The sequence below is a fragment of the Streptomyces sp. IBSBF 3136 genome, from assembly GCF_036815105.1.
Taxonomy (GTDB): Bacteria; Actinomycetota; Actinomycetes; order Streptomycetales; family Streptomycetaceae; genus Streptomyces.
The window spans coordinates 59,463-85,275 of record NZ_JAJSZC010000004.1 but is presented as its reverse complement, the minus strand read 5'-3'; the positions used below and the strand labels follow the sequence as shown (position 1 = coordinate 85,275).

23 protein-coding genes are annotated in these 25,813 nt (G+C 73.0%); 15 read left to right on the top strand and 8 right to left on the bottom strand.

What is annotated here, in order from left to right:
• Positions 1 to 25: 25 nt before the first annotated feature.
• A complete protein-coding gene (locus V7E45_RS01720; RefSeq protein ID WP_333772240.1) occupies positions 26 to 1,453 on the bottom strand; it encodes a M1 family metallopeptidase in 1,428 nt (475 codons plus the stop codon).
• A 170-nt stretch (positions 1,454 to 1,623) separates the two neighbouring features.
• Here V7E45_RS01720 and V7E45_RS01715 point away from each other — a divergent pair, with 170 nt between their 5' ends.
• Complete coding sequence (locus V7E45_RS01715; RefSeq protein WP_333772239.1) at positions 1,624 to 1,974, top strand: DUF488 domain-containing protein; 351 nt, start codon at positions 1,624 to 1,626, stop codon at positions 1,972 to 1,974.
• Positions 1,975 to 2,016: 42 nt separating this feature from the next.
• Here V7E45_RS01715 and V7E45_RS01710 read toward each other — a convergent pair whose 3' ends face one another.
• Both V7E45_RS01710 and V7E45_RS01705 read right to left on the bottom strand, forming a co-directional pair.
• Positions 2,017 to 3,690 (bottom strand): FAD-binding dehydrogenase, encoded by a 1,674-nt coding sequence (locus V7E45_RS01710; protein ID WP_333772250.1) that lies wholly within the window; start codon positions 3,688 to 3,690, stop codon positions 2,017 to 2,019.
• A 35-nt stretch (positions 3,691 to 3,725) separates the two neighbouring features.
• Complete coding sequence (locus V7E45_RS01705) at positions 3,726 to 4,352, bottom strand: TetR/AcrR family transcriptional regulator (RefSeq protein WP_333772238.1); 627 nt, start codon at positions 4,350 to 4,352, stop codon at positions 3,726 to 3,728.
• Positions 4,353 to 4,514: 162 nt separating this feature from the next.
• Between V7E45_RS01705 and V7E45_RS01700 the strand changes: the two genes are divergently transcribed.
• Both V7E45_RS01700 and V7E45_RS01695 read left to right on the top strand, forming a co-directional pair.
• Positions 4,515 to 5,150, top strand: a complete 636-nt coding sequence (locus V7E45_RS01700; protein WP_333772237.1) for an alpha-ketoglutarate-dependent dioxygenase AlkB — start codon at positions 4,515 to 4,517, stop codon at positions 5,148 to 5,150.
• Between the two features lie 26 nt (positions 5,151 to 5,176).
• The gene (locus V7E45_RS01695) at positions 5,177 to 6,412 is read left to right on the top strand and encodes a DUF4032 domain-containing protein (protein ID WP_333772236.1); all 1,236 of its coding nucleotides are present in this window, start codon (positions 5,177 to 5,179) and stop codon (positions 6,410 to 6,412) included.
• Positions 6,413 to 6,434: 22 nt separating this feature from the next.
• On the opposite strand, the gene V7E45_RS01690 is transcribed toward V7E45_RS01695, so the two are convergent.
• Complete coding sequence (locus tag V7E45_RS01690) at positions 6,435 to 7,301, bottom strand: universal stress protein (RefSeq protein WP_333772235.1); 867 nt, start codon at positions 7,299 to 7,301, stop codon at positions 6,435 to 6,437.
• A gap of 189 nt (positions 7,302 to 7,490) precedes the next feature.
• Here V7E45_RS01690 and V7E45_RS01685 point away from each other — a divergent pair, with 189 nt between their 5' ends.
• From V7E45_RS01685 to V7E45_RS01675, 3 genes are read left to right on the top strand one after another with little or no spacing between them, the layout of a single operon-like run.
• Positions 7,491 to 9,167, top strand: coding sequence for an FAD-dependent oxidoreductase (locus tag V7E45_RS01685; RefSeq protein WP_333772234.1), 1,677 nt, complete (start codon positions 7,491 to 7,493; stop codon positions 9,165 to 9,167).
• A complete protein-coding gene (locus V7E45_RS01680) occupies positions 9,164 to 10,636 on the top strand; it encodes an ATP-binding protein (protein WP_333772233.1) in 1,473 nt (490 codons plus the stop codon). The genes V7E45_RS01685 and V7E45_RS01680 overlap by 4 nt, the downstream gene beginning before the upstream one ends.
• Positions 10,633 to 10,983: a UBP-type zinc finger domain-containing protein gene (locus tag V7E45_RS01675; protein WP_333772232.1), complete on the top strand. Its 351-nt coding sequence runs from the start codon at positions 10,633 to 10,635 to the stop codon at positions 10,981 to 10,983. Before V7E45_RS01680 ends, V7E45_RS01675 begins: the two co-directional genes overlap by 4 nt.
• A gap of 9 nt (positions 10,984 to 10,992) precedes the next feature.
• On the opposite strand, the gene V7E45_RS01670 is transcribed toward V7E45_RS01675, so the two are convergent.
• Both V7E45_RS01670 and V7E45_RS01665 read right to left on the bottom strand, forming a co-directional pair.
• A complete protein-coding gene (locus tag V7E45_RS01670) occupies positions 10,993 to 12,231 on the bottom strand; it encodes an SGNH/GDSL hydrolase family protein (protein ID WP_333772231.1) in 1,239 nt (412 codons plus the stop codon).
• A 227-nt stretch (positions 12,232 to 12,458) separates the two neighbouring features.
• Positions 12,459 to 14,216 (bottom strand): M4 family metallopeptidase, encoded by a 1,758-nt coding sequence (locus V7E45_RS01665; RefSeq protein WP_333772230.1) that lies wholly within the window; start codon positions 14,214 to 14,216, stop codon positions 12,459 to 12,461.
• 335 nt (positions 14,217 to 14,551) lie between these two features.
• Between V7E45_RS01665 and V7E45_RS01660 the strand changes: the two genes are divergently transcribed.
• The 9 genes from V7E45_RS01660 (at position 14,552) to V7E45_RS01620 (ending at position 24,127) form a co-directional block, all read left to right on the top strand.
• Positions 14,552 to 15,751 (top strand): serine hydrolase domain-containing protein, encoded by a 1,200-nt coding sequence (locus V7E45_RS01660; RefSeq protein WP_333772229.1) that lies wholly within the window; start codon positions 14,552 to 14,554, stop codon positions 15,749 to 15,751.
• 96 nt (positions 15,752 to 15,847) lie between these two features.
• Positions 15,848 to 16,525 (top strand): AIM24 family protein, encoded by a 678-nt coding sequence (locus V7E45_RS01655; RefSeq protein WP_333772228.1) that lies wholly within the window; start codon positions 15,848 to 15,850, stop codon positions 16,523 to 16,525.
• 186 nt (positions 16,526 to 16,711) lie between these two features.
• Entirely contained in the window at positions 16,712 to 17,752 is a 1,041-nt protein-coding gene (locus tag V7E45_RS01650; RefSeq protein WP_333772227.1) for a tetratricopeptide repeat protein, read from the top strand.
• Positions 17,749 to 18,780: a polyprenyl synthetase family protein gene (locus V7E45_RS01645; RefSeq protein ID WP_333772226.1), complete on the top strand. Its 1,032-nt coding sequence runs from the start codon at positions 17,749 to 17,751 to the stop codon at positions 18,778 to 18,780. The genes V7E45_RS01650 and V7E45_RS01645 overlap by 4 nt, the downstream gene beginning before the upstream one ends.
• A gap of 82 nt (positions 18,781 to 18,862) precedes the next feature.
• Positions 18,863 to 19,831: a threonine/serine dehydratase gene (locus V7E45_RS01640; protein ID WP_333772225.1), complete on the top strand. Its 969-nt coding sequence runs from the start codon at positions 18,863 to 18,865 to the stop codon at positions 19,829 to 19,831.
• Positions 19,832 to 20,028: 197 nt separating this feature from the next.
• Positions 20,029 to 21,807 carry a serine/threonine-protein kinase gene (locus tag V7E45_RS01635; protein WP_333772224.1) on the top strand — a complete coding sequence of 593 codons (1,779 nt, stop codon included), beginning with the start codon at positions 20,029 to 20,031 and terminating at the stop codon, positions 21,805 to 21,807.
• A gap of 47 nt (positions 21,808 to 21,854) precedes the next feature.
• The gene (locus V7E45_RS01630) at positions 21,855 to 22,826 is read left to right on the top strand and encodes an LLM class F420-dependent oxidoreductase (protein ID WP_333772223.1); all 972 of its coding nucleotides are present in this window, start codon (positions 21,855 to 21,857) and stop codon (positions 22,824 to 22,826) included.
• A 114-nt stretch (positions 22,827 to 22,940) separates the two neighbouring features.
• The gene (locus tag V7E45_RS01625) at positions 22,941 to 23,369 is read left to right on the top strand and encodes an SsgA family sporulation/cell division regulator (RefSeq protein ID WP_333772222.1); all 429 of its coding nucleotides are present in this window, start codon (positions 22,941 to 22,943) and stop codon (positions 23,367 to 23,369) included.
• A gap of 74 nt (positions 23,370 to 23,443) precedes the next feature.
• Entirely contained in the window at positions 23,444 to 24,127 is a 684-nt protein-coding gene (locus V7E45_RS01620) for a DUF2238 domain-containing protein (RefSeq protein WP_333772221.1), read from the top strand.
• On the opposite strand, the gene V7E45_RS01615 is transcribed toward V7E45_RS01620, so the two are convergent.
• Positions 24,124 to 24,657, bottom strand: coding sequence for a DUF6328 family protein (locus tag V7E45_RS01615; RefSeq protein ID WP_333772220.1), 534 nt, complete (start codon positions 24,655 to 24,657; stop codon positions 24,124 to 24,126). The genes V7E45_RS01620 and V7E45_RS01615 overlap by 4 nt on opposite strands.
• A gap of 98 nt (positions 24,658 to 24,755) precedes the next feature.
• Positions 24,756 to 25,739: an aldo/keto reductase gene (locus V7E45_RS01610; RefSeq protein ID WP_333772219.1), complete on the bottom strand. Its 984-nt coding sequence runs from the start codon at positions 25,737 to 25,739 to the stop codon at positions 24,756 to 24,758.
• Positions 25,740 to 25,813 lie beyond the last annotated feature (74 nt).

Below are 25,813 nucleotides of genomic sequence, written 5' to 3'. Positions count from 1 at the left end.
GACACATGTGTGGAACTTGTCAGGTTCAGGCCTTGTTCGGCTTGCCCTGCGCGTAGAGCCAGGTGTGGAACAGGCCGCTCAGGTCCTTGCCGGAGATCCGCTCGGACAGCTTCACGAACTGGGCCGTGGTGCCGTGCCCGCCCCGGTGCTCGGTGGCCCAGGCGCGCAGGATGCGGAAGAAGTCGTGGTCGCCGACGGCCTTGCGCAGCTCGTGCAGGGTCATCGCGCCACGGGCGTAGACCGGCGTGTCGAAGATGTTCTTGCCGCTGCCGGGGTCACCCGGCGGGAAGGCCCACAGCTCGTTGCCCGCCGGGCGGGCGTACAGGGCGTCGAAGGACTTCTGGGCGCTGTCCCCGCCGTGCTGCTCGCTGTAGAGCCACTCGGCGTAGGTGGCGAAGCCCTCGTTGAGCCAGATGTCCTTCCATGCGGTCAGCGCGACGGAGTCGCCGAACCACTGGTGGGCGCTCTCGTGGACCAGGGTGCTCACGTCGGGCGCCGAGTCGTACAGGGGCCGACTCTGGGTCTCCAGGGCGTAGCCGACGTCGGGCGCATGGTCGACGATCGAGCCGGCGGCACGGAACGGGTACGGCCCGAACAGCTTGCTCTCCCACTTCAGCACGGAGGGCAGCTTCTTGAGCACGGGCGCCGCCGCGTGCGCCTCGCGGGCGTCGACGGCGTTGTACACCTGGATGCCGTCAGCGGTGGTGTACTGCTCGGTCTTGAACTTGCCGACGGTGGCGGTGGCCAGGTAGGCGGCCATGGGCTCGGCCTGGTGCCAGCGGAAGGTGGTGCGCCCGTCGGCCGTGCGCACGCCGCGCAGGACGCCGTTGGCGACGGCGGTGCGCCCCTTGGGGACCGTGATCGTGAAGTCGTACGACGACTTGTCCTTGGGGTGGTTGTTCGCCGGGAACCAGGTCATCGCGCCCTGCGGCTCGCCGGCGACGAACGCGCCGTCGTCGGTCGGGATCCAGCCGTCCGCGGAACCGTCCGGGTCGCTGACCGGCTTGGGCGTGCCGGAGTAGCTGACGGTGACGTGGAACTCCCGGTCCTTGCGCAGCGCGTGGCGCGGGGTGACGACGAGTTCCTGGCCGCTGCGGCGGAAGCCGGCGGCGGTGCCGTCGACGGTGACCCGGGTGACCTTCAGGCCCTTGAGGTCGAGGTCGAAGCTGGTGAGCTTCTGGGTGGCGCGTGCGGTCAGGACCGCTTTGCCGTCGAGGTGTCGACCGGTGGTGTCGTAACGGAGCGTCAGGTCGTAGTGCTTGACGTGGTAGCCGCCGTTGCCGCTGAGCGGGAAGTAGGGGTCGCCCGCTCCGGACGCGCCGATGGTGCCGGCCGCGGCCGGCCCGGCGGCGGCGAGCATCGCGGCGACGGCGAACGGGACGGTGGCGAGCACCGCCTCACGGCGCAGCACCGCGGTACGTCGTCCTGGGGCCTGTCTGTGCGGTGGCGTCACGGGCGCTCCTCCTGGGGGGTGGTGAATGATCGTTTCACCCCCAGACTAGGCGCGGGTGGCGTCCCGTTTCCCCCTCGATCTGGTCAAGTCACACCGCGTCGCCGCCCGGGGGGAGCGGGCCGCCGAAGTACGCTCGCGGAACCGTCCGCGACCCGAAGGCGAGGCCGAACGTGAGTGTCCGCGTGCGCCGGATCTACGATCCGCCCGAGTCCGGTGACGGTCTGCGTGTCCTGGTGGACCGGCTGTGGCCGCGCGGTCTCGCCAAGGAGGCGGCGCGGATCGACGAGTGGCCGAAAGACATCACCCCGTCGACGGAGCTGCGCCGTTGGTTCCACTCCGGCGAGGGCTCGTTCGAGGACTTCCGCGGCCGCTACGAGGCGGAGCTCGACACGCCTGAGGCCGCCGAACTCCTCGACGGCCTCAGGAAGTCGGCCCGCAAGGGGCCGGTGACCCTGCTCACGGCGTCCAAGACGCCGGAGCGCAGTCACGCCTCCGTGCTGGCGGAGCTGCTGGGGCGCTGAGGCCGCCCCGGTGCCCGCCCGGCCGCCGGCGCGCGCCGGGGCTCAGGCCGTCTGCTGCGCCGCCGCCCGGCCGGCCGCGCGGCCGGAGAAGAGGCAGCCGCCGAGGAAGGTGCCCTCCAGGGCGTTGTAGCCGTGCACGCCTCCCCCGCCGAAGCCGGCCACCTCGCCGGCCGCGTACAGGCCGGTGAGGGGCCTGCCGTCGGCGCCGAGGGCGCGTGAGTCCAGGTCGGTCTGGATCCCGCCGAGGGTCTTGCGGGTCAGGACGTGCATCCGGACCCCGATCAGGGGGCCCGCGGCCGGGTCGAGGATGCGGTGCGGGCCGGCCACCCGGCCGAGCCGGTCACCGATGTAGCGGCGGGCGTTGCGGATGCCCTGGACCTGGGAGTCCTTGCTGTACGGGTTGGCCATCTGCAGGTCGCGGGCCTCGATCTGGCGGCGCACCTCGGCCGCGTCCAGCAGCGGCTTGTCCGTGAGGCCGTTCATCTTCTCGACGAGCTGTTCGAGGGTGCCCGCGGTGACGAAGTCCGCGCCCTTGTCCAGGAAGGCCTGCACCGGCGCGGGGGCGCCCTTGCCGAGCACCCGGTCACGCAGCACCGCCTTACGGTCCTTGGCGGTGATGTCCGGGTTCTGCTCGGAGCCGGAGAGCGCGAACTCCTTCTCGATGATCTTCCGGGTGAGGACGAACCAGGAGTGGTCGTACCCGGCGATGTCCTCGGTGGTGCGCAGGTACCGGAGCGTGCCGAGCGTGTCGTAGCCGGGCAGGCAGGGGTCGGGCAGCCGGCGGCCGAGAGCGTCGAGCCAGATGGACGACGGGCCGGGCAGGATGCGGATGCCGTGGCCCGGCCAGACGGGGTCCCAGTTCTGCAGGCCCTCCGTGTAGTGCCACATCCGGTCCCGGTTGACCAGGCGCACGCCCGCCTCGGCGCTGATGTCGAGCATGCGGCCGTCGACGTAGGCGGGGACGCCGGTGACCATCTCGGCGGGGGGTGTGCCCAGCCGCTCGGGCCAGTAGCGGCGGACGATGTCGTGGTCGGCGCCGATGCCGCCGGTGGTCACGACCACGGCCTGCGCGGTGAGTTCGAACTCGCCGACGCGGTCGCGGTTGGAGGCCACGCCGCGCGGCGCGTGGTCCTCGGCGAGGACGGTGCCGCGCACGCCGCGTGCCGCGCCGTCCTCGACGACCAGTTCGTCCACCCGGTGCCGGTGGTGGAAGGTCAGCAGTCCGTCGCGGGCGGCCTGGCGGGCGTACCGGACGAAGGGCTCGACCACGCCGGTGCCGGTGCCCCAGGCGATGTGGAAGCGGGGCACGGAGTTGCCGTGCCCGTCGGCCCGCAGGTCGCCGCGCTCGGCCCAGCCGACGGTGGGCAGCAGCTCGATGCCGTGCCCCCGCAGCCAGGACCGCTTCTCGCCGGCCGCGAACTCGACGTAGGCGCGGGCCCAGCGCACGGCCCAGGAGTCCTCGTCGTCGAGGCGGTCGAACTGCGCGCTGCCGCGCCAGTCGTTCCAGGCGAGGTCGAAGGAGTCCTTGATGCCGAGGCGCCGTTGCTCGGGCGAGTCGACGAGGAAGAGCCCGCCGAAGGACCAGAAAGCCTGGCCGCCGAGGTTGGCGGCGTTCTCCTGGTCGACCAGGGCGACGCGCCTGCCCCGGCTGGTGAGCTCGTGCGCCGCGACGAGGCCGGCGAGACCGGCTCCGACGACGATGACGTCCGCGTCCATGGCGGCCATGGTGTCCGTTTCCTTCCGTCTGCGAGTCATTCGGTGGTGCCGCTGCCGTCGGTCAGCAGGGCGGTGAGCAGTTGTCCCAGCCAGGTGCGGGCCGCGTCGACGTCCCGGTCGAGCAGCAGCTGGGTGGTCACGCCGTCGTAGGCCGCGACCACCGCGTGGGCGGCGCCGTCGGCGTCGCCGAGCACGGCGGGGAGCTCGGTGTGGCCGCGGGCCCGGGAGAGCCGGTCGGCGACGGCCGCCCGGAGCCGGGCGCGGTGGTCCAGGAGGGCCTGGGCGACGGCCGGGTCGCGGGCGGCGTGCACCAGGAAGTCGGTCTTCACCAGCAGCCAGTCCACGTCGAGCAGCAGCACCTCGGTGACCCGCTCCACGGCGGCGGGCACGTCGAGTCCGGGGCCGTCCTGCGCGAGGGCGTCGGCCACCTGGGCGGCGATGAGGTCGGCGCGGTCCCGGTACAGCGCGAAGAACAGCTCGTCCAGGGTGGCGAAGTTGGAGTAGAAGGCGCCCCGGCTGTAGCCGGCGGCCTCGCAGACCTCCTCGATGGAGACACGTCCGAAGCCCTTGGCGGCGAACACCGCGAAGGCGGCGTCCAGCAGGTTGGCGCGCGTCCGGGCCCGGCGCCGGGTGACGCGCCGCGCCGTGTCCTGCGATGTCATGTGGCGACCCCCGTTCGATACGGCAATGTATCGGATACACCGGTGTATCGAAAGGCTCGCGAACGTGCGAGACCGCGAAACGCGAACCCGTGAACCCATGAACCCGTGAACCCGTGAACCCGTGAATGGAACGTATTTTCGATTCTGGAGTAGGCTGGGCTCATGTCCACGCACCTCCAGGGCTCCCTGTTCGACCAGACCGACGAACTGCGACTCGGTCCGCTCGGCGAGCTGCGCCGGACCGAACTGGGCGCAGGCGCCTGGATCGACGTGCTGCCGGGCTGGCTGACCGGGGCCGACGCACTGTTCGAACAGCTCGCGGCCGAGGTCCCGTGGCGGGCGGAGCGCCGCAAGATGTACGACAACGTGGTGGCCGTACCGCGGCTGCTCGCCTTCTACAAGGCGGCCGACCCGCTGCCGCACACCGTCCTCGACGAGGCCCGCGCCGCCCTCTCCGCGCACTACGCCGACGAGCTGGGCGAGCCCTTCACCACCGCCGGGCTGTGCTACTACCGCGACGGCCGGGACAGCGTCGCCTGGCACGGCGACCGGATCGGACGCGGCGCCCGGGAGAACACGATGGTCGCCATCCTGTCCGTCGGCGCGCCCCGGGACCTGCTGCTGCGGCCGGCCGGAGGCGGCGGCGGCGGCGCGACGGTCCGGCGGCCGCTCGGCCACGGCGACCTCATCGTGATGGGCGGCTCCTGCCAGCGCACCTGGGAACACTGCGTCCCCAAGACCGCCCGGGCCGCGGGCCCCCGTATCAGCGTCCAGTTCCGGCCGCACGGCGTGCAGTGAGACCACCCGGGCTTAGGGTTCCTCCCATGGCCTTGCAGATCAACGCCACGAACCCGGAGCACCCCGCGCTCCTGCTCGAACTGCCCTGGGACACGCCCCTGGAGGAGTGGCCCGAGAAGTACCTCGTGCCGCTCCCTCGCGGCATCTCCCGGCACGTGGTGCGCTACGCCCGGGCCGGCGACGAGGTGATCGCGGTCAAGGAGCTGGCCGAGCGGCCCGCCCTGCGCGAGTACGGGCTGCTGCGCGACCTCGACCGGCTGGGCATCCCCGCGGTCGACCCCCTCGCCGTGGTCACCGGCCGCGCCGACCGCTCCGGCGCGCCGCTGGAGCCGGTGCTGGTCACCCGGCACCTGCGCGGCTCGCTGCCGTACCGCTCCATGTTCGAGACGACCATGCGGCCGGCGACCATGCACCGGCTGATGGACGCCCTGGCCGTGCTGCTGGTCCGGCTGCACCTGGCCGGATTCGCCTGGGGCGACTGCTCGCTGTCGAATACCCTGTTCCGGCGGGACGCGGGCGCCTACGCCGCCTATCTCGTCGACGCCGAGACCGGCGACCTGCACCCGAGGCTCAGCCCCGGGCAGCGGGAGTACGACCTGGAGCTGGCCCGGGTGAACATCAGCGGCGAGCTGCTGGACCTGGAGGCGTCCGGCGCGCTGCACCCCTCGGTGGACCCGGTGGAGTTCGGGCACGAGATCTGCACCCGCTACGACGGCCTGTGGCAGGAGCTGACCCGTACCTCGGTGTACCCCGCGGGCAAGTCCCACTACATGGAACGCCGGATACGCCGGCTCAACGACCTCGGCTTCGACGTGGCCGAGATGCAGATCGAACACTCCGCCCACGGGGACACGGTCACCTTCGTGCCCAAGGTCGTCGACGCCGGCCACCACCAGCGCCAGCTGTTGCGGCTGACCGGTCTCGACACCGAGGAGAACCAGGCGCGGCGCCTGCTGAACGACCTGGAGAGCTGGATGGCGACCCAGGACGACCACGCGCCCGGCGATCCCCTCGCCGCCCGCCCCGAGGTGCTCGCCCACCGCTGGGTGCGGGACGTGTTCCGGCCCACGGTCCGCGCGGTCCCGCCGGAGCTGCGCGGCACCATGGACCCGGCCGAGATCTACCACGAGCTGCTCGAACACCGCTGGTACCTGTCCGAGCACGCCCAGCACGACATCGGCCTCGACACCGCCGTGGCGGACTACATCCGCAACGTCCTGCCCCGGGCCCGCACCACCCTGGAACCGACCGGCCCGGAGTAGCGGGCGGCGAGCCGCGACCGGGTCACTCGTGCGGGACCACGGCCACCGGGCACGCGGCGTGGTGCAGCACGCCGTACGCGACCGAGCCGATGCGGGTGCCCACGGCCGTGCGGCGCGCCCGCCGCCCGACGACCGTCAACTGCGCGTGCGCGGCCGCCGCGAGCAGCACCTGCGCCGCGCTGCCCATCTCGACGTGCTCGGCCACGGGTACCTCCGGGAAGCGCTCCCGCCACGGCCGCACCGCCTCCGCCAGGCCCCGCCGCTCGTAGGGCTCCAGGCCGCCCTCGTCGTCCAGGAGTTTCAGCGAACCGGGGCTGTAGGCGAACACGGGCGGCAGCGTCCAGGCGCGTACGGCGCGGACCGTGGCGCCCCGGGCGGCCGCCGTCTCGAACGCGAACCGCAGGGCGTCCGCGCTGTCCTCGGGGCCGCCGTGCTGGCCCACGACCACGTCCCGGCCGGCCGCCTCGGCGGCCGGCCGGTCGTCGGCGCGCACCAGCACCACGGGCCGGGCCGCCTCGGCGATGACCTGCTGGCCGACGGAGCCCACCAGGAACCCGACCACCCGGCCGTGCCCGCGCGAGCCGAGCACCAGCATCTCGGCCTCCGCGGCCGCGCCGGTCAGCGCCCGGGCGGCCCCGTCCTCCCGCACGTCGACGGTCACCTCCAGCTCCGGGTGCCGCCCGGAGACGGTGCGCACGGCCTCCCGCACTCCCTGCGACACCCAGCCGTGCTGGGTGTCCCGGTCGGCCGTGGCCAGCGACTCCTCGTAGCGCCACACGTGCACCACGCGCAGGGGCAGGCCCCGGCGTACCGCCTCGCGGGCCGCCCAGTCCAGCGCGGCCAGGCTCTCCTCCGTACCGTCCACCCCTGCGGTGATCGGGCGTGTCATGCGTCGGGCCCTCCTCGTCGTCCGCTCTCCGGGTGCCAGTCTTCACCACGCGGGGACCGTGTCCTCGCGGCCGGGCGCCCTCCTCATACCGGAGCGGTCCCGGGCGATCGAACATACGATGGGCGGGAACCGGTGCGGTGGGCCCAGCGACACCGTGCCGCGGACCCAATCGCTCGGGGTGGGAGAGGCATGGCACAGGCCGCCGACACAGCGCGGACCGTCATCCTGACCGTGGACGACGACCCGGGGGTCTCCCGCGCCGTCGCCCGTGACCTCAGACGCCGCTACGGCGAGTCGTACCGGATCGTGCGCGCCGAGTCCGGCGAGTCGGCGCTGGATGCGCTGCGCGAACTCAAGCTGCGCGGCGACCTGGTCGCGGTGATCCTCGCCGACTACCGGATGCCGCAGATGAACGGCATCGAGTTCCTGGAAGAGGCCCTGGACGTGTACCCGGGGGCGCGCCGGGTGCTGCTGACGGCGTACGCGGACACCAACGCGGCGATCGACGCGATCAACGTCGTCGACCTGGACCACTACCTGCTCAAGCCGTGGGACCCGCCGGAGGAGAAGCTCTATCCGGTGCTGGACGATCTGCTGGAGGCCTGGCGCACCAGCGCCTACCGGCCCGTGCCCAGCACCAAGGTGGTCGGGCACCGGTGGTCGGCGCGCTCCTCGGACGTGCGCGAGTTCCTGGCCCGAAACCAGGTGCCGTACCGCTGGTACTCGGTCGAGGAACCGGAGGGGCAGCGGCTGCTGGCCGCCGCCGGGCAGGACGGGCAGCGGCTGCCGCTGGTGATCACCCCGGACTGCACCGTGCTGGTCGAGCCCGAGGCGCCCGAACTGGCCGCGCGGGTGGGCCTGGCGACGATGCCGACGGCCGACTTCTACGACCTCGTCGTGATCGGCGGCGGGCCGGCCGGGCTCGGGGCCGCCGTCTACGGTGCCTCCGAGGGGCTGCGGACGGTGCTCGTGGAGCGCTCGGCGACCGGCGGCCAGGCAGGGCAGAGCTCCCGGATCGAGAACTACCTGGGCTTCCCGGACGGCGTCTCCGGTGCCCAGCTCACCGACCGGGCGCGGCGGCAGGCCGCCAAGTTCGGCGCCGAGATCCTCACCACGCGCGAGGTGACGGCCCTGGAGGTGAACGGGGCGGCGCGGATCGTGCGGTTCGCGGACGGCTCGGCGATCGCGGCGCACAGCATCATCCTGGCGACGGGCGTGCAGTACCGGCAGCTGGAGGCCGAGGGCTGCACCGACCTGACCGGCTGCGGGGTGTTCTACGGCTCGGCGCTGACCGAGGCGTCCTCCTGCCAGGGGCACGACGTGTACATCGTCGGCGGCGCCAACTCGGCCGGGCAGGCGGCGATGTACCTGTCCAGGTTCGCCAAGTCGGTGACGCTGCTGGTGCGCGGCGCCGACCTGTCGGCGTCGATGTCGCACTACCTGATCCAGCAGATCGAGGAGGCGCCCAACATCGCGGTGCGCAGCCACACGGTGGTCCACGCGGCACACGGGACCGACCGCCTGGAACGCCTGACGCTGCGTCATGTGACCGGCGGGGAGACCGAACAGGTCGAGGCCCAGTGGATGTTCGTGTTCATCGGCGCCGCCCCGCTGACCGACTGGCTGGGCGACACGGTGGTGCGCGACGGGCGCGGCTTCATCCTGGCCGGGCCCGACCTGACCGCCGACGGACGGCCGCCCGCGGGCTGGGAGCTGGACCGGCCGCCGTACCACCTGGAGACCAGCATTCCCGGCGTGTTCGTCGCGGGCGACGCGCGCGCCGAGTCCGCCAAGCGTGTCGCGTCCGCCGTCGGAGAGGGAGCCATGGCCGTCATGCTCGTCCACCGGTACCTGGAGCAGTCATGAGCGGGCAGGTGATGCCGTGCAACCCCAAGGAGATCGGCTCCCTGTTCCTCTTCGAGAAGCTGGCGCCCGAGCAGTTGGGGCGGCTGTGCAGCGAGGGCCGGGTGGAGCTGTTCCAGCCCGGTCAGGTGTACACCGAGGGTGACCCCGCCACCTGCTTCTTCGTGATGGTCGAGGGCACGGTCGTGCTGTCCCGGCGGGTGGGCGGCGACGACGTGGAGGTGAGCCGGACCTCGCAGCGCGGGGTGTACGCGGGTGCCATGCAGGCGTACCTCGGGGACCGGGTGCGCCAGGTGTACACCAACTCGATGCGGGTGACGGAGCCGACCCGGTTCTTCGTGCTGCCCTCGGACACCTTCGCCGGGGTCATGAGCGAGTGGTTCCCGATGGCCGTGCACCTGCTGGAAGGGCTGTTCTTCGGTTCGAAGAGCACCCAGGCGGCGATCGGGCAGCGGGAACGGCTGCTGGCGCTCGGCTCGTTGTCCGCCGGGCTCACCCACGAGCTGAACAACCCGGCGGCGGCCGCCGTCCGGGCCACGGCCACCCTGCGGGAGCGGGTGGCCAAGATGCGGCACAAGCTCGCCGTCATCGCCGAGGGCCCGTTCTCCCGGGACGCGCTGGCGAGTCTGATCGAGATCCAGGAGCGCACCGCCGAGCGGGTCGCCAAGGCGCCGGTGCTCAGTCCGCTGGAGGCCTCCGACCGGGAGGACGCGCTCACGGACTGGCTGGAGGACCACGGCATCGACCACGGCTGGCAGCTCGCGCCCACGTTCGTGCAGGCGGGGCTCGACGTCGACTGGCTGGAGCAGGTCGCCGCCGCGGTGGACGCGGAGATCCTGCCGGGTGCGGTCGGCTGGCTCAACTACACCGTCGAGACCGAGCTGCTGATGGACGAGATCGACGACTCCACCACCCGGATCTCGCACCTCGTCGACGCGGCCAAGCAGTACTCGCAGCTGGACCGGGCGCCCTACCGGGTGGTGGACGTGCACGAACTCCTCGACAGCACCCTGCTGATGCTGTCCGGCAAGATCGGCTCGCGCATCCAGGTGGTCAAGGAGTACGACCGTACGCTCCCGCAGGTCCCCGGCTACCCGGCGGAGCTGAACCAGGTGTGGACCAACCTCATCGACAACGCGGTGTGCGCCATGAACGGCGCGGGCGGTGAGGGCACGCTGACCGTGCGTACGGCGCTGGACCACGAGCGGGTGCTGGTCGAGTTCCGGGACACCGGACCCGGGGTGCCGCCGGAGATCAGGAGCCGTATCTTCGACCCGTTCTTCACCACCAAGCCGGTCGGCCAGGGCACCGGGCTCGGCCTGGACATCTCCTGGCGGATCGTCGTCAACAAGCACCACGGCACGCTCCAGGTCGAGTCGGTGCCCGGCGACACCCGGTTCCAGGTGCTGCTGCCGCTGACCGCCGAGGTGCCGGCCGAGATGTCCGCCCCGACCCCCGAGGAGGCAGCATGAGCGACGAGTCCGCGATCGACCCCGGGGTGCCGCCGAGCGGCACCGGGTGCGTGGAGTGCGAGGAGGCCGGCGGCTGGTGGTTCCACCTGCGCCGGTGCGCAAGTTGCGGCCACATCGGCTGCTGCGACGACTCCCCCGCCAAGCACGCCACCGCCCACTACCGGGAGACGGGGCATCCGGTGATCCGCAGCTTCGAACCCGGTGAGGCCTGGTTCTGGAACTTCGCCACGGACGAGCTGTACGCCTCGGGCCCCGAGCTCGCCCCACCGGAGTGCCACCCCGCCGACCAGCCCGTCCCCGGACCGGCGGGCCGGGTGCCGGCGAACTGGGCGGAGACGCTGCGCTGAGGGCACCGGTCAGCGTCGGCAGCCGAGGCTGTGCAGGGGGACGGCGTCGGCCAGGGTGCGCATGCCCTGGTCGTCGAGGTGCAGGTGGTCGCCGTTGTCCAGGTGGGGCCTGATCCGTTCGGGGTCGTGGGGGCTGCGCAGGGCGCGGTCGAAGTCGGCGACCGCGTCGAAGTCCCCGCTGGTGCGCAGGAACCGGTTGACGTCCCGGCGTACGGCTTCGGCCGCCGGGTCCCATTCGGGCCAGCCCTTGAACGGGCTCACGGTCGCGACGACCAGGCACTTGCCGGCCGCGTGCACCCGCCGGGCGATGCGCCGGTAGCCGGCGACCAGGTCGGCCGCGCTGACGCCGGTGTGGGCCTTGAGGTCGTTCACGCCCTCGAAGAGCAGGACGGTGCGCACGCCGGGCAGCGAGAGGACGTCCCGGTCCAGCCGGTGCAGGGCGCTCGGCCCTGAGCCGTCGGCGAGCACCCTGTTGCCGGAGATCCCCTCGTCGGCGACGCCCCTGACCGTCGTGCCGGCGGCCCTGCTCAGGCGTCCGGCGAGGTAGTCGGGCCAGCGCCGGTCCAGGTCGGTGCTGGACTGCCAGCCGTCGGTGAGGGAGTCGCCGAGCGCCGCCACGGCGCCGGTGGCGGGGTCCGCCGGGCGCACGGAGACGGCGTCGAGGTACCACCAGGAGCCGGTCGTGCGCCGCCAGCCGGCCGCGCCGTCCCCGGCGGTGTGGTCCCCCGTCGCGAGATAGGACGTCTGCAGGGCCATCCCGTGACCGGTGGCCGGTCCCGCCGCGTCCGGGGTGTGCAGGCTGACCACCAGGTCGACGGCGGCGGGGACGTTCCCCGGCAGCGGGTCGCTCCACACGAGCGCGCCGGCCGGGACGGTCACCGTCCGGGCCCCGGAGAAGGTCAGCGGGCGGTTGCTGCCCGGACGCAGTGCGGCACCCCGGCCACGTAGCCCGGCGTGGACGCTGTCGAAGGTGAGCGGGCGGTCGCCGAAGGCGTTGGACAGGCGGACCCGCAGGTCCGTGCCGCCGACGCTGGTGCGCACGACGAGCCGGTAGCCGCGGTCGGCGCCGCCGTCGCCCAGGCGGTCCGCGCTCGCCGCCCAGGTGACCACCCCGGAGCCGGCGGGGGCGGGCCCGGCCGGGACGGGCCGGACGGACGGGGCGGTGGCCCGGGCGGGTACGGACTCGCAGGCGAGGGAGAACAACAGGACGGCGGCGACGCGGCAGGCGCAGCGGAACCGGCCGTTCACCGGTGGTCCCCGATGGTGACGGACCCGCCGGGCTCCAGGCGGACCGTCCGGGACGTGCCTGCGTGTTCCACGGAGGTCATCGTCCCGCCGATGCCGCGCGGGCGCACCTCCGGGTAGCGGTCGCCCGTCCTCGGCCGAGTCGGGCTGGACGGGGCCGGATCGATCCGGACGCGCGGATGCCCCGCACGAGGCGGGGCATCCGGTCGAACGGGTGGTGCGGGCGTCCGTCAGTGACGGGCGGCCGGCGTGTTGGCGGCGGTCACGTTGACCGCGGCCCACGCCTTGTCCACCGTCTTGTACTCGGTGCTGGTGGCCCCGTACAGGTCCTTGGCCGCCTTCAGCGTCGCGACGCGCGCGCCGTGGAAGTCGGTGGTGGAGACCATGTAGCGGGTCAGCGCACGGTAGAAGATGGCGGTGGCCTTGGTGCGGCCGATGCCCTTGACCGTGGAGCCGTTGTACGTCGGCGAGTTGTAGTTCACGCCGTTGATCGTCTTCTTGCCACTGCCCTCGGCGAGGAGGTAGTAGGCGTGCGAGGAGACACCGGAACCGGCGTGCACCTCGGTGTAGTACGTGTCCGGCGACCAGTAGTCGATCGTGCCCTCGAGCTTGTCGAGCGAGGGGTGGTCCAGGCGCCGCAGGAACTTCTGCTGCAGGCCCAGCTTCTCACCGATCAGGTAGTCCGGCGTGTCCTTGGTGTTCTTGGCGTAGAACTCCACGTTGGACCCGAAGATGTCGGCGAGCGACTCGTTCAGCGAGCCGGGCTCGCCGTACTGGTTGCCGTCGGAGTCGACGTAGGTCGGCTCCAGCTTGGCGGTCGCCTCGACCACGCCGTGGGTCAGCTCGTGACCGGTGACGTCGAGGACGACGAGCGGCTTCTTGAACATCTGGCCGTCGCCGTCGCCGTACAGCATGCAGTTGCAGGTCGGGTCCCAGAACGCGTTGGCGACCTTGCTGCCCCAGTGGACCATCGCGTGGGCGGCCTTGGAGTTGTTGGCGATGCCCTTGCGGTTGAAGGTCTTCTTGTAGAAGTCCAGGGTCTTGGTGACGCCGTACTGGGCGTCGGCGGCGGCGCTGGCACGACTGGAGGTCTTGCCGTTGCCCCACACGTTGGTGGTGTTGGTGAACTTCGTGCCGGCGCCGAAGCTCTCCGTGTACTTGCCCTTGGCGTCCCGGGTCTCGGTGCCGTACCGGCTCGGGTCCTTGAGCTGGTAGTGGCCGCGCGAGGTCGCCGTGGTGGTGAGACCGACGTTGCCCACGAAGAGGGTCTTGCCGGTGCCGTGGGCGGTGGCCGGGTAGCTCGTCGCGCCGGAGGCGCCCGAGCCGAGCAGGCCGGCGGAGGCGGCGGCGGTACCGGTGGCCGGGTCGATCGTCTCGCCGCGCTCGCGCAGCGTGTCGATCAGCTTCGGCGACAGGAACTCGTCGGCGACGGGGGTGTTGCTGCGCACCTTGCCGGTGACGGCGTCGACGACGACGGTGCTGGCGCTGCCCTTGTCGGTCACCGTCACCTGGTAGGCCAGGGTGGCGGCGCCGTCACGGGCGTCCAGGACGAGCTGGGCGCTGCTCGCGTCGCCCTTGGCGGCCTGGGCGGCCTTCGCCGCGGCCTGACCGGCGGTCAGCTTGGCGCTGGTGGTGGCCGCCTTGACGGCGTGGTCGGCCGCGCGGGTGACACCCGTGTAGGCCAGCTGCCGGTTCAGGTGGACGACGAGGTCGCCGCCGAGCACCGGGAGTCCGTTGTGCGTGCGGACGAAGCGGACGTGGCGCGCGCCCTCGGGGTCGAGGAGCACGTCCTGGGCGTGGAGTTCGTCACCGTGCGAGACACCCGTCGCCGAAGCGTGGGCGAAGGCCGCGGTGCGCGCCGCCTCCACCACCACCGTGGCGGTCGAGGTGGCGGACGCGGCGGACCGCTCCACCCCCGTGGAGGGACCCGCGAAGGCCGTACCGGCCAGGCCCGTGGCAGCCGTCGTCACCGCGACGGCGACCGCCACGGTACGTATGTGCGGTCTACGCAATCTGATCAGGGTTCCTTCGTTCGAGGCAGCCGGAAGCACCAACCGCCTTGAGACATGGCCCCGTTGGGGCCACGGGGGGCTGGTCTGGCCCCCGGGGGGTAACCCTTACGGATCAGTCATGCGCACGTAAAGCCGGAATGATCCATTTCGCGGGTTTCTATGGCAATCCTTTACAAATGACTGCCGCAGGGTGATCACGCGCCGACCCACTGTGTGTCGGCTGTGGAGACGCCCCCGTCATCCCCTAGGTTCCCAGGCCGGGATGTGACCGATGTCGCATCAAGGGCCGCGAGAACGGACGTGAAAAGCTGATGATCTCATCAACGGTGGCCAGGGGTGCGGTACTCGGGACAATCGCGCTCTCCCTGCTCGCGGTCCCGGCCCGGGCGGCCGGCCCGCACACGGACCCGGAGTCGTCGGCGGCGCTCCCGGCACCCGACGCCACCGGCCTGATCGAGGTCCTGCGCACGGCGGTGACGCAGGGCGCGCCCGGAGCGCTGGCCGAGGTCGACGACAACGGCAGCAGCTACCGGCTGGCCCGCGGCGTGGCCGACCGCGGCACCCGGCAACTCATCAGCACCGACGACCGTTTCCGCATCGGCAGCGTCACCAAGACGTTCTCGACCGTCGTCCTGCTGCAACTGGCCGACGAGCACCGGCTGGACCTGGACGCCCCGGTCAACCGCTACCTGCCCGGGCTGCTGCCGGACGACCGGATCACGGTCCGGCACCTGCTGAGCCACCGCAGCGGCCTGTACGACTACACCAACGACATGTTCGCCCGGAGCGTCGCCGGCTTCGAGGCGGTACGCGACAAGGTCTTCACCTACGGGCAGCTGGTCCGGCTCTCGCTCGCCAAGCCCCGCACCAACGAGCCCGGCGCCGCCTACGCGTACTCCAACACCAACTTCGTCGTGGCGGGCATGCTCATCGAGAAGCTCACCGGACACCCGGTGAAGACCGAGTACGACAACCGCATCCTGAAGCCGCTGAAGCTGACCGACACCTTCTACGTCCACCCCGACACCCGGATCCCCGGCCGTCACGCCCGCGGCTACCTCACCCCCGACACGGCCGGCGCTCCGCTGGTCGACGCCACCGCCCAGACCGCCTCCTGGGCGCAGAGCGCGGGCGCCCTCATCTCCAGCGCCCGGGACCTGAACACCTTCTACTCCGCCCTGCTCGGCGGCAAGCTGGTCTCCCCGGCACGGCTCGCCGAGATGGAGCGCTTCACCCGGGTCGACGCCAAGACGTCGTACGGCCTCGGGCTGCGCCGCCGCGACCTGTCCTGCGGTGTGTCGGTCTACGGCCACACGGGCGCGGTGCAGGGCTACTACACGTACGCGTTCGCCACCAAGGACGGCAGGCGCAGCGTCACGGCCGCGGCCACCACCTCCAACAACGGGAAGGTGCTCACCACCCTGGCGGGAGTGCTGGAGTCGGCCTTCTGCGGCAAGCAGGCCAAGACCCGGCGCCTCCCCGCGGCCGGGGCAGGGGACCTGACACAGTGACGGCGGGGGGTCCGGCGCCACCCCGGGGGACGGTGACGGAACCGGGGCGGTGCGTGATCTTGGCGGAACGACACCGTCCGGGACACCATGCCCCGCATGAAGGGTGATCTCTTTTCCAGTCAGCACATGGTGGCGCCCGCCGTGGAGCCGGGGATGTCCGTCGAGAACGCGAAGTGCATCAAGTACGCGGTGAACGGCGAGATGTACGCCCGCCAGGGCGCGATGATCGCGCACCGCGGCGGTCTCCAGTTCGAGCGCAAGGGCCAGGGCGTGGGCGGCATGCTCAAGCGCGCGGTCACCGGCGAGGGCCTGCCCCTGATGGTGGTCCGCGGTCAGGGCGAGGTCTGGTTCGCGCACGAGGCGCAGAACTGCTTCATCGTCGAGGTGGAGCAGGGCGACCAGTTCACCGTCAACGGCCGCAACGTCCTGTGCTTCGACTCCTCGTTGTCGTACGAGATCAGGACCGTCAAGGGCTCGGGCATCGCCGGCGGCGGCGTGTTCAACAGCGTGTTCAGCGGGCAGGGCCGACTCGGGCTGGTCTGCGAGGGCAACCCGCTGGTCATACCGGTCTCGGCGCAGCAGCCGGTGTACGTCGACACGGACGCGGTGGTCGGCTGGACCGCGCACCTGCAGACCTCCCTGCACCGCTCGCAGTCGATCGGCTCGATGCTGCGCGGCGGTTCCGGAGAGGTGATGCAGCTGATGCTCCAGGGCGAGGGGTTCGTCGTGGTGCGGCCGAGCGAGGTGACGCCCCAGAAGGTCCAGCAGCACTGACCCGCCCGGCACACCGATCCGCCGGCACGGTGGTCCGCCCGGCACGGTGATCCGCGCGTGAGGCAACCCCGCCGGCCGTTCCCGCGTCTTGTCCGACAGCAGACCGCGCCCTGACCCCCCGGGTCAGGGCATGTTTTCGGCGTGCTATACACCCTGTGTATACACGTCATGTATAGAAGGGCATGCATGTACGGCAAGGCTTTCGCCCCCGAGTACCAGGGCGCCCTGACCACCCTGTCCGTGAACTCCTCGCTGGTCGACGTGCTGGCCGAGGGCACCGAACGGCTGCGCGAGGCCGAACGGTCGGGCAGCCCCGGCGAAGCGGCCCGGTGCGGGCTGGCCGTCGCCGAGGCGCACCGGCGGCTCGGCCAGGTGCGGGACGCCGACCGGGCCTGGAAGGCGAGTTACCGGGCGGCCCGCGAGGCCGGGGACACGGCCGCGATGGCCTGGGCGTTGTGGAGCGGCGGCACCCTCGCCCGCCAGCGCGGGGCCTTCCCGCTGGCCTGGCGGCTGCTCGGGCTCGCGGCCGAACTCGGCGAGCGGGGCGGGGACGTGGTGGTGCGCGGCTACTCGCTCGCGGGCCTCGCGGAGACAGGCCGCATCCAGGGCGACTACGCCGCCGTGGCCCGTCTCCACGAGCAGCTGCTGGCCGAGGCCCGCAGGCGCGGGGAGGCCCGGCACACGGTGTGGGCGCTGGAGGGCATCGCCCAGATCCACCGCAACACCGGCGACCACGACCGGGCGTACGCCCTCTTCGCGGAGGCCGCGGAGATAGCCGAGCGGGCCGAGGACCGGCGCGGGCACGCCTGGGCGCTGCGCGGGCTCGCCGACGTCCTCTCGGTCCGCGACGGCGACACCGAGCGGGCGCTGGAGCTGCTGGCCCGGGCCGAGGAGTCGTGCCGGGCGATGAACCTGTCCAGCGCGCTCGCCTACAACCACAAGATGCGCGGCAACGTGCTGTACCGCGCCGGCCGTTACCCCGAGGCCCGGGACCTGTACCGGCTGGCGCTGGAGGAGTTCCGCGCGATGAGCGAACCGCGCGGTGAGGCGCTGGCCCGCCTCGGCCTCGCCAAGTCGCTGGCCCGCCTCGGCCGCGACCGCGCCGAGACCGCGGCCGAACTCGCCGACCTGGCGGGCATCCTGGAGCGCTGCGGGCTGCGGCACGCCCGGGAGATGGTGGCCCGCGCCCAGGAGGAGTTCGGCGTGGTGACGGAGGCCGTTCGGTGACCGCCCTCCCCTCGGCGGTGCAGGCACCGCCCCCCGCGGCCGGACTCCTCGACGGCTGCCGGGAGCTGGTGCGGCCCGCCCTCGCCGAGGCGGTGGGCCGGCTGCACCCGTGGGTGGCCGAGATGGCCGGGTACGCGCTCGGCTGGTGCGAGGTCGGCGGCGCGCCGGCCGTCGCGTCCGGCGGCAAGGGCGTGCGGCAGGCGCTGGCGGTGCTGGGCGCCCGGGCGGCCGGGGCCGAACCGCGGGCCGGGGTCCCGGCGGCGGTCGCGGTGGAGCTGGTGCACGCCTTCTCGCTGCTGCACGACGACATCATGGACGGCGACGCGACCCGGCGGGGCCGCCCGGCCCTCTGGCGGGCGTACGGCACCGGTCCCGCGGTGCTCGCCGGGGACGCGCTGTTCGCCCTGGCCGTGGAGGTACTCGCGACGGCGCCGGGCGGCCCCGGTGCGGTGCGGCTGCTCTCCGCCGCCCTCGCCGACCTGGTCCGCGGGCAGGCCGACGACCTGCTGTTCGCCGCGCGGCCCTGGCACGGTCCGCGCCGGGTGACGCCCGAGGAGTACCGGGTGATGGCCGAGCACAAGACGGGCGCGCTGCTCGGCTGCGCGCTGGCGCTGGGCGCGGCACTCGGCGGGGCGTCCGGGCCGGACGTGGCCGCGCTGGACCAAGCCGGGCGCCATCTGGGGGTCGCCTTCCAGCTGGTGGACGACGTGCTCGGGCTCTGGGGCGACCCGGCGGTCACCGGCAAGCCGGTGGGCGGCGATCTGCGGGAGCGCAAGAAGACCTTCCCGGTCCTGGCCGCCCTGGGTTCGCCCACGGCCCGTCACCTGCCCGCGCTCCTGGCCGAGCCGGGCCGGGCCGAGGAGGCGGCCGCACTGGTCGAGGAGGCCGGCGGCCGTGCCGCGACGCTGGCCGAGGCCCACGCGCACACCGCCGCCGCACGGTCCCTGCTCGCGCGTCCGGCGCTGGCCGCCGGTCCCGTCGACGAGCTGCTGCAACTGCTCGACCTGCTGGCGGACCGCCCCTGGTGAAACGGTGTTGACCTGGGGCGGTCAGCCGGGTCAGGGTGCCAGCGGCGCGGTCACCAGTCCCGCGCCGGGAAGGTGAACCACCTTGATCGGCATCTCGGACATCGAAGCCGCCGCCCGACGGATCGCCGGACACGTCGTACGGACGCCGACGGTACCGAGCCACGGGCTCACGGCGCTGCTGGGCGTCCCGGTCACCGCCAAGCTGGAACTGCTCCAGCGCACCGGCTCGTTCAAGGCGCGCGGGGCGACGGCCAAGCTGCTGTCGCTGAGCGAGGCAGAGCGGGCGGCCGGGGTCGTCGCGGTCAGCGGCGGCAACCACGGCATCGCCCTCGCGGTGATGGCGGCGGCCCTCGACGTGAAGGCGACCGTGGTCATGCCGCGCACCGCGCCGGCCCGCTCCATCGAGCTGGTCGAGGAGGCCGGGGCGTCGGTGCGGCTGACCGACGGCATGGGCAGCGCCTTCGAGCTGGTGCTCCGGCTGCGGGACGAGGGGCTCACCCTCGTCCACCCCTTCGACGACCCGGTCGTGATCGCCGCGCAGGGCACGGTGGGCCTCGAACTCGCCGAGGACGTGCCGGCCGGCGACGAGCCGACGGACGTGCTGGTGAGCGTCGGCGGCGGGGGTCTGATCGCCGGTGTGGCGGCCGCGCTGCGCGCCCGGTACCCGGACGTGCGGGTGTGGGGTGTGGAGACGGAGGGCGCCGAGGCCATGGCCGCGGCGCTGCGGGCGGGCGGTCCGGTGCAGGTCCCGGTGTCCTCGCTCGTCACGACGCTGAGCGCGCCCTCGGTGTCCCGGCTGACCTACGACCATGTGTCGGCGCTGGTCGAGGAGGTCCTGGTGGTGCCGGACGAGGCGGCCGTGCGGGGCTGCCTCGACCTCGCCGACCGGGCCAAGCTGTGGGCGGAGCCGGCCGCCGGCTGTCTGCTGCCGGCGGCCCGGCAGGTCGTGGCGCGGGTCGGCGAAGGGGCCCGGCTGGGGCTCGTGGTGTGCGGCGGGAACACCACCCCCGCCGAGATGTTCGGCTGGGCGGACCGCTTCGGGCTGCTCTGAACGCGTCGACAACCGGACGTTTACCGTCGGTTACCCGCAGGTGGATCGCAGTCCGCACATCCGTTCCCCAAACTCCCCGGCCCCCGCGGGTTATGAATAAAAGGCAAGAAGGGAGCGGGAGTTGAAGATTCTTTGAACGCACCCCCACGGGCCGCGCGTACCTCTGGGAAAGGACGAGTCGGGGGTTTCAGCGAGGTATGACCATGGTCGAGCCGCACGTCCACGCACCCGGGCCGGTGGCCGGCCGGTACCGGCTGGTCGAGGTCGTCGCGCGGGAGACGAACCGTCTGTGGTGGCACGCCGAGGACGTGACGGCGCGCCGTCCCCTGCTGGCCTCGCAGGTCGCCCTCCCGGAGAACTGCGACGCCGACACCCTGCGCCGCGCCACGGCCCGGGTCGTGCGCACCTCGGAGATCATGCGGCTGCTGTGCCCGGGCCGGGTCGCCACCGTGGTGGACGCCGTCGTGGAGGCGGGCGACCTGTGGACGGTCGCGGAGCGCATCGACGGCGCCCCGCTCGGCGAACTCCTCGACCGGACCGGCCCCTTCGTCCCGGCCCGGGCCGCGCGGATCGGCCTCGACGTGCTCGACGTGCTCCAGGCCGCCCACGACGAGGGCATCACCCACGGCGAACTGAGCCCCGGCCAGATCTTCGTCCGGGACTCGGGCCCGGCCGTCGTCGCCGGGTTCGGTCTCGCGGGCACCACCCTGGTCCCTCGGCTCACCGCGCCGTCGTACGCCTCGCCGGAGCAGGCCCGCGACGAGCGCATCGGGCCGGCCGCCGACCTGTGGGCCCTGGGCGCCGTCCTCTACACCTCGGTCGAGGGGCGCCCGCCGTTCCGCGACCGCGGCCGGCCCGACGCCACCCTGCGGGCCGTGGACCGGCTGCCGCTGCGCGCCCCGCTGCGCACCGGCGAGCTCACCCAGGCCGTCCAGGGGCTGCTGCGCAAGAACTCCCGCGAGCGGCTGACCCGGCCGGTGGTCCGCGCGGCCCTGACCCGCGCCCTCGACGACGACACCGCCACGGACCCCGCCCACTCCCCCGCGCCCGCACCGGAGCCCGCGCCTGCACCTGCACCTGCACCTGCACCTGCACCTGCACAGCCACCGACGCCTTGGTCCGAAGCCGCGCCCACACCGCACCCCACGCCTTGGTCCGAAGCCGCGCCCACACCGCACCCCACGCCTTGGCCCGAAACCCCACCCGCGCCCGCTGCCACGGCCGGGCCCGACGACGACGCCCCCGGGCCGCACGGCGGGTACACGGCCCGGCGGCGGGGCGGCGCGGGCCGCCGACGACGGCTGATGGCGGTCGGCACCGCGCTGGCGGTCGTCACCGTCGCGGCCGCCGTGCTCGCCGCCACCCAGCACCTGCCCGGCCTCTCCGCCGGGCGGGCACCCGCACGGCCCGGCACCTCCGCCGCCCCACCCGCCGAGCGCACCGCGCAGCACACGCCGGGCCAGGTCGGCAGCCCCGGCCCGAGCACCACCCCCGGCGGCTCCGCCGCCCTCCCGGCCGGCTACCGCCGCTACACCGCCCCCGAGGGCTTCTCCGTGGCGCTGCCGGACGGCTGGAGGCGGCTGAGCACCGTGCGCGCCTCCGGCCTCGTCTACCGCGTCACCTTCGGCACGGGCGACGGCTCCCCGACCCTCGCCGTCACCCACAGCGACCGGGTCGGCCCGGACCCGGCCGCCGTGTGGCGCGACGACGTCGAGCCGCAGCTCAAGCGGCTCCCCGGCTACCGGCGGGTGGCGGGCGCGGTACCCACCACCTACCAGGGCCACCGGGCCGCGGACCTGGAATGGCTGTCCGGCACCGGAGACGCGCGGGTGCACACCTTCGGCCGCGGCTTCCTGCTGGGCGGCGGGCAGGGCTTCTCCCTGCGCTTCACCACACCGGCGGCGGACTGGGGCGGCGCGGCGAACCGCCTGGCGCTGCGGGCTTTCCTGGGGACCTTCCGCCCGGCCGGGGGATGAAGCGCGGCCGGCCGTTTTCGGTTCCGCAGCCCGGGGACTCGCCTCCCATGGTGCGAATCGGATACACGATGATGACCGAGCAGGCCGGTCCCCGTGACCTGGTGGACCACGTGGTGCGGGCCGAGGAGGCGGGCTTCGACTTCTCGGTGACCTCCGACCACTACTTCCCGTGGCTGCGTGCGCAGGGCCACGCCCCCTACGCCTGGAGCGTGCTGGGCGCCGCCGCGCAGGCCACGTCGCGGATCCCGCTGATGACGTACGTGACCTGCCCGCTGATCCGCTACCACCCGGCGGTGGTGGCGCAGAAGGCGGCGACCATGCAGCTGCTCTCCGGGGGCAGGTTCCGGCTGGGGCTGGGCGCGGGCGAGAACCTCAACGAGCACGTGGTGGGCGGCGGCTGGCCCCCGGTGGACGTCCGCCACGAGATGCTCGAGGAGGCCGTGCACATCATCCGCTCCCTGTTCGAGGGCGGCCACGTGACCCACCACGGCACGCACTACGACGTGGAGTCGGCCCGGCTGTGGGACCTGCCCGACGAACCGACCCCGATCGGCCTCGCGGTCTCCGGCGAGCGCTCCTGCAAGCTCGCCGGCGAGCTGGCCGACCTGGTCATCGCCACCGAGCCGAAGAAGGGGCTGCTGGACGCCTTCGACCGGCACGGCGGGACCGGCAAGGGGCGGGTGGGGCAGCTCCCGGTGTGCTACGACCCCGACCGGGAGGCGGCGGTGAAGCGGGCGCACGCCCAGTTCCGCTGGTTCGGCCTCGGCTGGAAGGTCAACGCCGAGCTGCCGCACCCCGACTCCTTCGAGTCCGCCACCCAGTTCGTGACCACCGACGACGTCGCCTCCTCGATCCCCTGCGGCGACGACCCGGACGCCTTCGTGGAGGCCGTGCGCCCCTACGCCGAGGCCGGGTTCGAGGAGATCGCCCTGGTGCAGATCGGGGGCGACTCGCAGCCGGAGTTCCTCGACTGGTCGGCGAAGACCCTGCTGCCCGCCCTGCGGGAGGCGCTCGGCTGACCTGCCGGGCCGCAGTGTGACAAGGCCCGCACGGAATTCAGTCGGCCGGGTGAGCATTGCCTGCGTGAAAGGGGTACTAGAGGGCTCTATGCCGAACGTCTCGGAGGCCTTCGCGTGAACCCATTCGTGCACAGGACGCTGGTGGTACAGCTCCAGGCGAGCGGTACCGGCCGGTGTCCGGTGCTCGCCCACCTGAGTTACGACGCCGACGACCCGTTCGCCGTCACCGCCGTGTTCGGTCACGACGGTCATGTGCTGGCCCGGTGGCGGCTGGACCGGGAGATGCTCGGCGACGGCCTGGCCAGGCCGGTCGGCGTCGGGGACGTACGGCTGCGGCCGGTCGACACCGGCATGTCGCGCGAGCTGCGCATGGAGTTCCTCGGAGACGCCCGCCCGGACGGCGGCCGGCACCACGCGGTGGTGTACGTCTGGGCGCCCGCCATCGCCGCGTTCCTGCGCGAGACGCACCGGGTGGTGGCGCCCGGGCAGGAGGAGGTCCCGGTCGACGAACTGCTGGCGGACATCCTCAGCGGGGCTGAGTAGCGGTACTCATGCCCGCGCCCGGCGGCCGGAACCACGATGGGGTTCCTTCGACGCCCAGGCCAAGGAGCCCCGCCATGACCGCAGTGCACCGCCTCGCCCCGTCCGTGCCGCGTCGCGTGCCGCCCGTCGTGTTCGCGGTCGTGGCCGCCGCGGGCCTCGCCGTGTCCGCGTGGGACGTGCGCGACCGCGCGACCTGGTTCCTCGAGACGTTCTGGGCACTGGCCGGACTGCCCCTGGTGGTGCTGATGTGGCGGCGCTTCCCGCTCACCGGCCTGCTGTGCGGGCTGCTGGCCGCGCACACCCTGGTCCTCGCGGTCGGTGGCCACTACACGTACGCGCAGGTGCCGGCGGGCGACTGGGTGCGGGACGCCCTCGGCCTGTCCCGCAACCCCTACGACCGCTTCGGACACCTCATGCAGGGCTTCGTCCCGGCCGTCCTCGTGCGCGAACTGCTGACCCGTACCTCGCCGCTGCGCGGCAGCCGCTGGCTGGCCCCCCTGACCGTGTGCGCCTGCCTCGCCTTCAGCGCCTTCTTCGAGCTGCTGGAGTGGGCGGCCGCCGAGATCGGCGGGCACGGCGCGGACGCCTTCCTCGCCACCCAGGGGGACGTGTGGGACACGCAGTGGGACATGTTCTGCGCCCTGATCGGCGCGGTGCTGTCGGTGCTGCTGCTCAGCAGGGTGCACGACCGCGGGCTCGCGGCCCTCGAGGCCCGCACCGCCGCCCAGGGGCCTGGCCGCATGTCGACTGCCGTCTAGTCGCGCCGTCCGGTCGGCCGGTCCGGTCGGGCGGTCACGTCGTGCGGCCGGCTGCTGTGATGCCGGCGGGCCCACAGCGGAAGGCCGTACCAGCACCCCAGGTACCAGACGACGACCGCCGCGACCAGCCAGGGAACGTACGCGTCGTGCGTGGCCACCCGCAGGACGAGCAACAGGGACGAGGTCATGGTGGCGAGCAGCAGGAGCAGACCGACGAACGTCATCCGGGAGGCCAGCCGCACCGCCTGCGGTTTGACCCGGCGGCCGGCGACCAGCCGGTGCAGCGAGACCGGACCGATGAGGGCACCGGTCGCGCAGGCGCCCAGCACGACGGTCACGATGTAGATGACCTGGTCGAGATGGGCGAGGGTGGCGTACTTCGACTGGAAGACGACGGTGAGCAGGAAGCCGAAGAGGATCTGGACGCCCGTCTGGGCCACCCGCACTTCCTGGATCAGCTCGACCCACATACGGTCGGCCCGCTCCTCCTCGGTCTCGTCGCGCCCCGTGCGCCGTCCCTCCTGCGTCATGCGGTGCGTTTAACCGCCGCGACGTTCGTTCAAACGGATGGTGCGCCGGGCGTCACCGGCGGTGCTCGACCGGTGTCACCAGCGGTGCTCTGCCGGTGTCACCAGCGGTGCTCGACCTGGTCCTTGATCCGCCGGTCGTACAGGTCGCGGATCGCGGTGGAGGTCTCCTCGGACAGCGGCGGCAGCTTGGCGGCGGCCGCGTTGGCCCGGGCCTGCTCCTGATTGCGGGCACCGGGGATGACCGTGGTGACGCCGGGCTGCTCGATGATCCAGCGCAGGGCGAGCTGGGCCGGGGTGAAGCCCTCGGGCGCGAGCGCGGCGAACTCGGCCGCGGCCTCGACGCCGGTGGCGTAGTCCACCCCGGAGAAGGTCTCGCCCTGGTCGAACGCCTCGCCGTGCCGGTTGTAGGTGCGGTGGTCGTCGGCGGCGAAGACGGTGTCCTTGGTGTACTTGCCCGACAGCAGGCCGGACGCGAGCGGCACGCGCGCGATGACGCCGACGCCCGCCTCCCGGGCCGCCGGGAGCACCTCGTACAGGGGCTTCATGCGGAACGGGTTGAGGATGATCTGCACGCTCGCCACGTTCGGGCGGGCGATCGCGGCGAGCGCCTCGGCGCAGGTCTCCACGCTCACGCCGTACGCGACGACGCGCTGTTCCTCGACCAGGGTGTCGAGGGCGTCGAACACCTCGTCGGAGGAGTAGACGGGCGTCGGCGGGCAGTGCAGTTGCACGAGGTCGATGCGGTCGACGCCGAGGTTGCGGCGGGAGCGGTCGTTCCAGGCGCGGAAGTTGTCCAGGACGTAGTTGGCGGGGATCTGCTCCACCCGGCGGCCCATCTTGGTGGCCACCAGGACGTGCAGATCGGGACGGCTGCTCAGGAAGGTGGAGATGGTCGACTCGCTGCGCCCGTCGCCGTACACGTCGGCCGTGTCGAAGAAGGTGACGCCCGCCTCGGCCGCCGCCTCCAGGACGGACAGGGCCTCCTTGTCGTCCACGTCGCCCCAGTCGGCGCCCAGCTGCCATGTGCCGAGGCCGACGACCGATGCCCACTGACCCGACCTGCCGATTACGCGTTCGTCCATGGCGCCAGTGTGTCATCAGGGCGCGCGTCCCGCGGAACGGGGCGCTCCGCAAGGCCGCCGGTGCATCGTCCGCG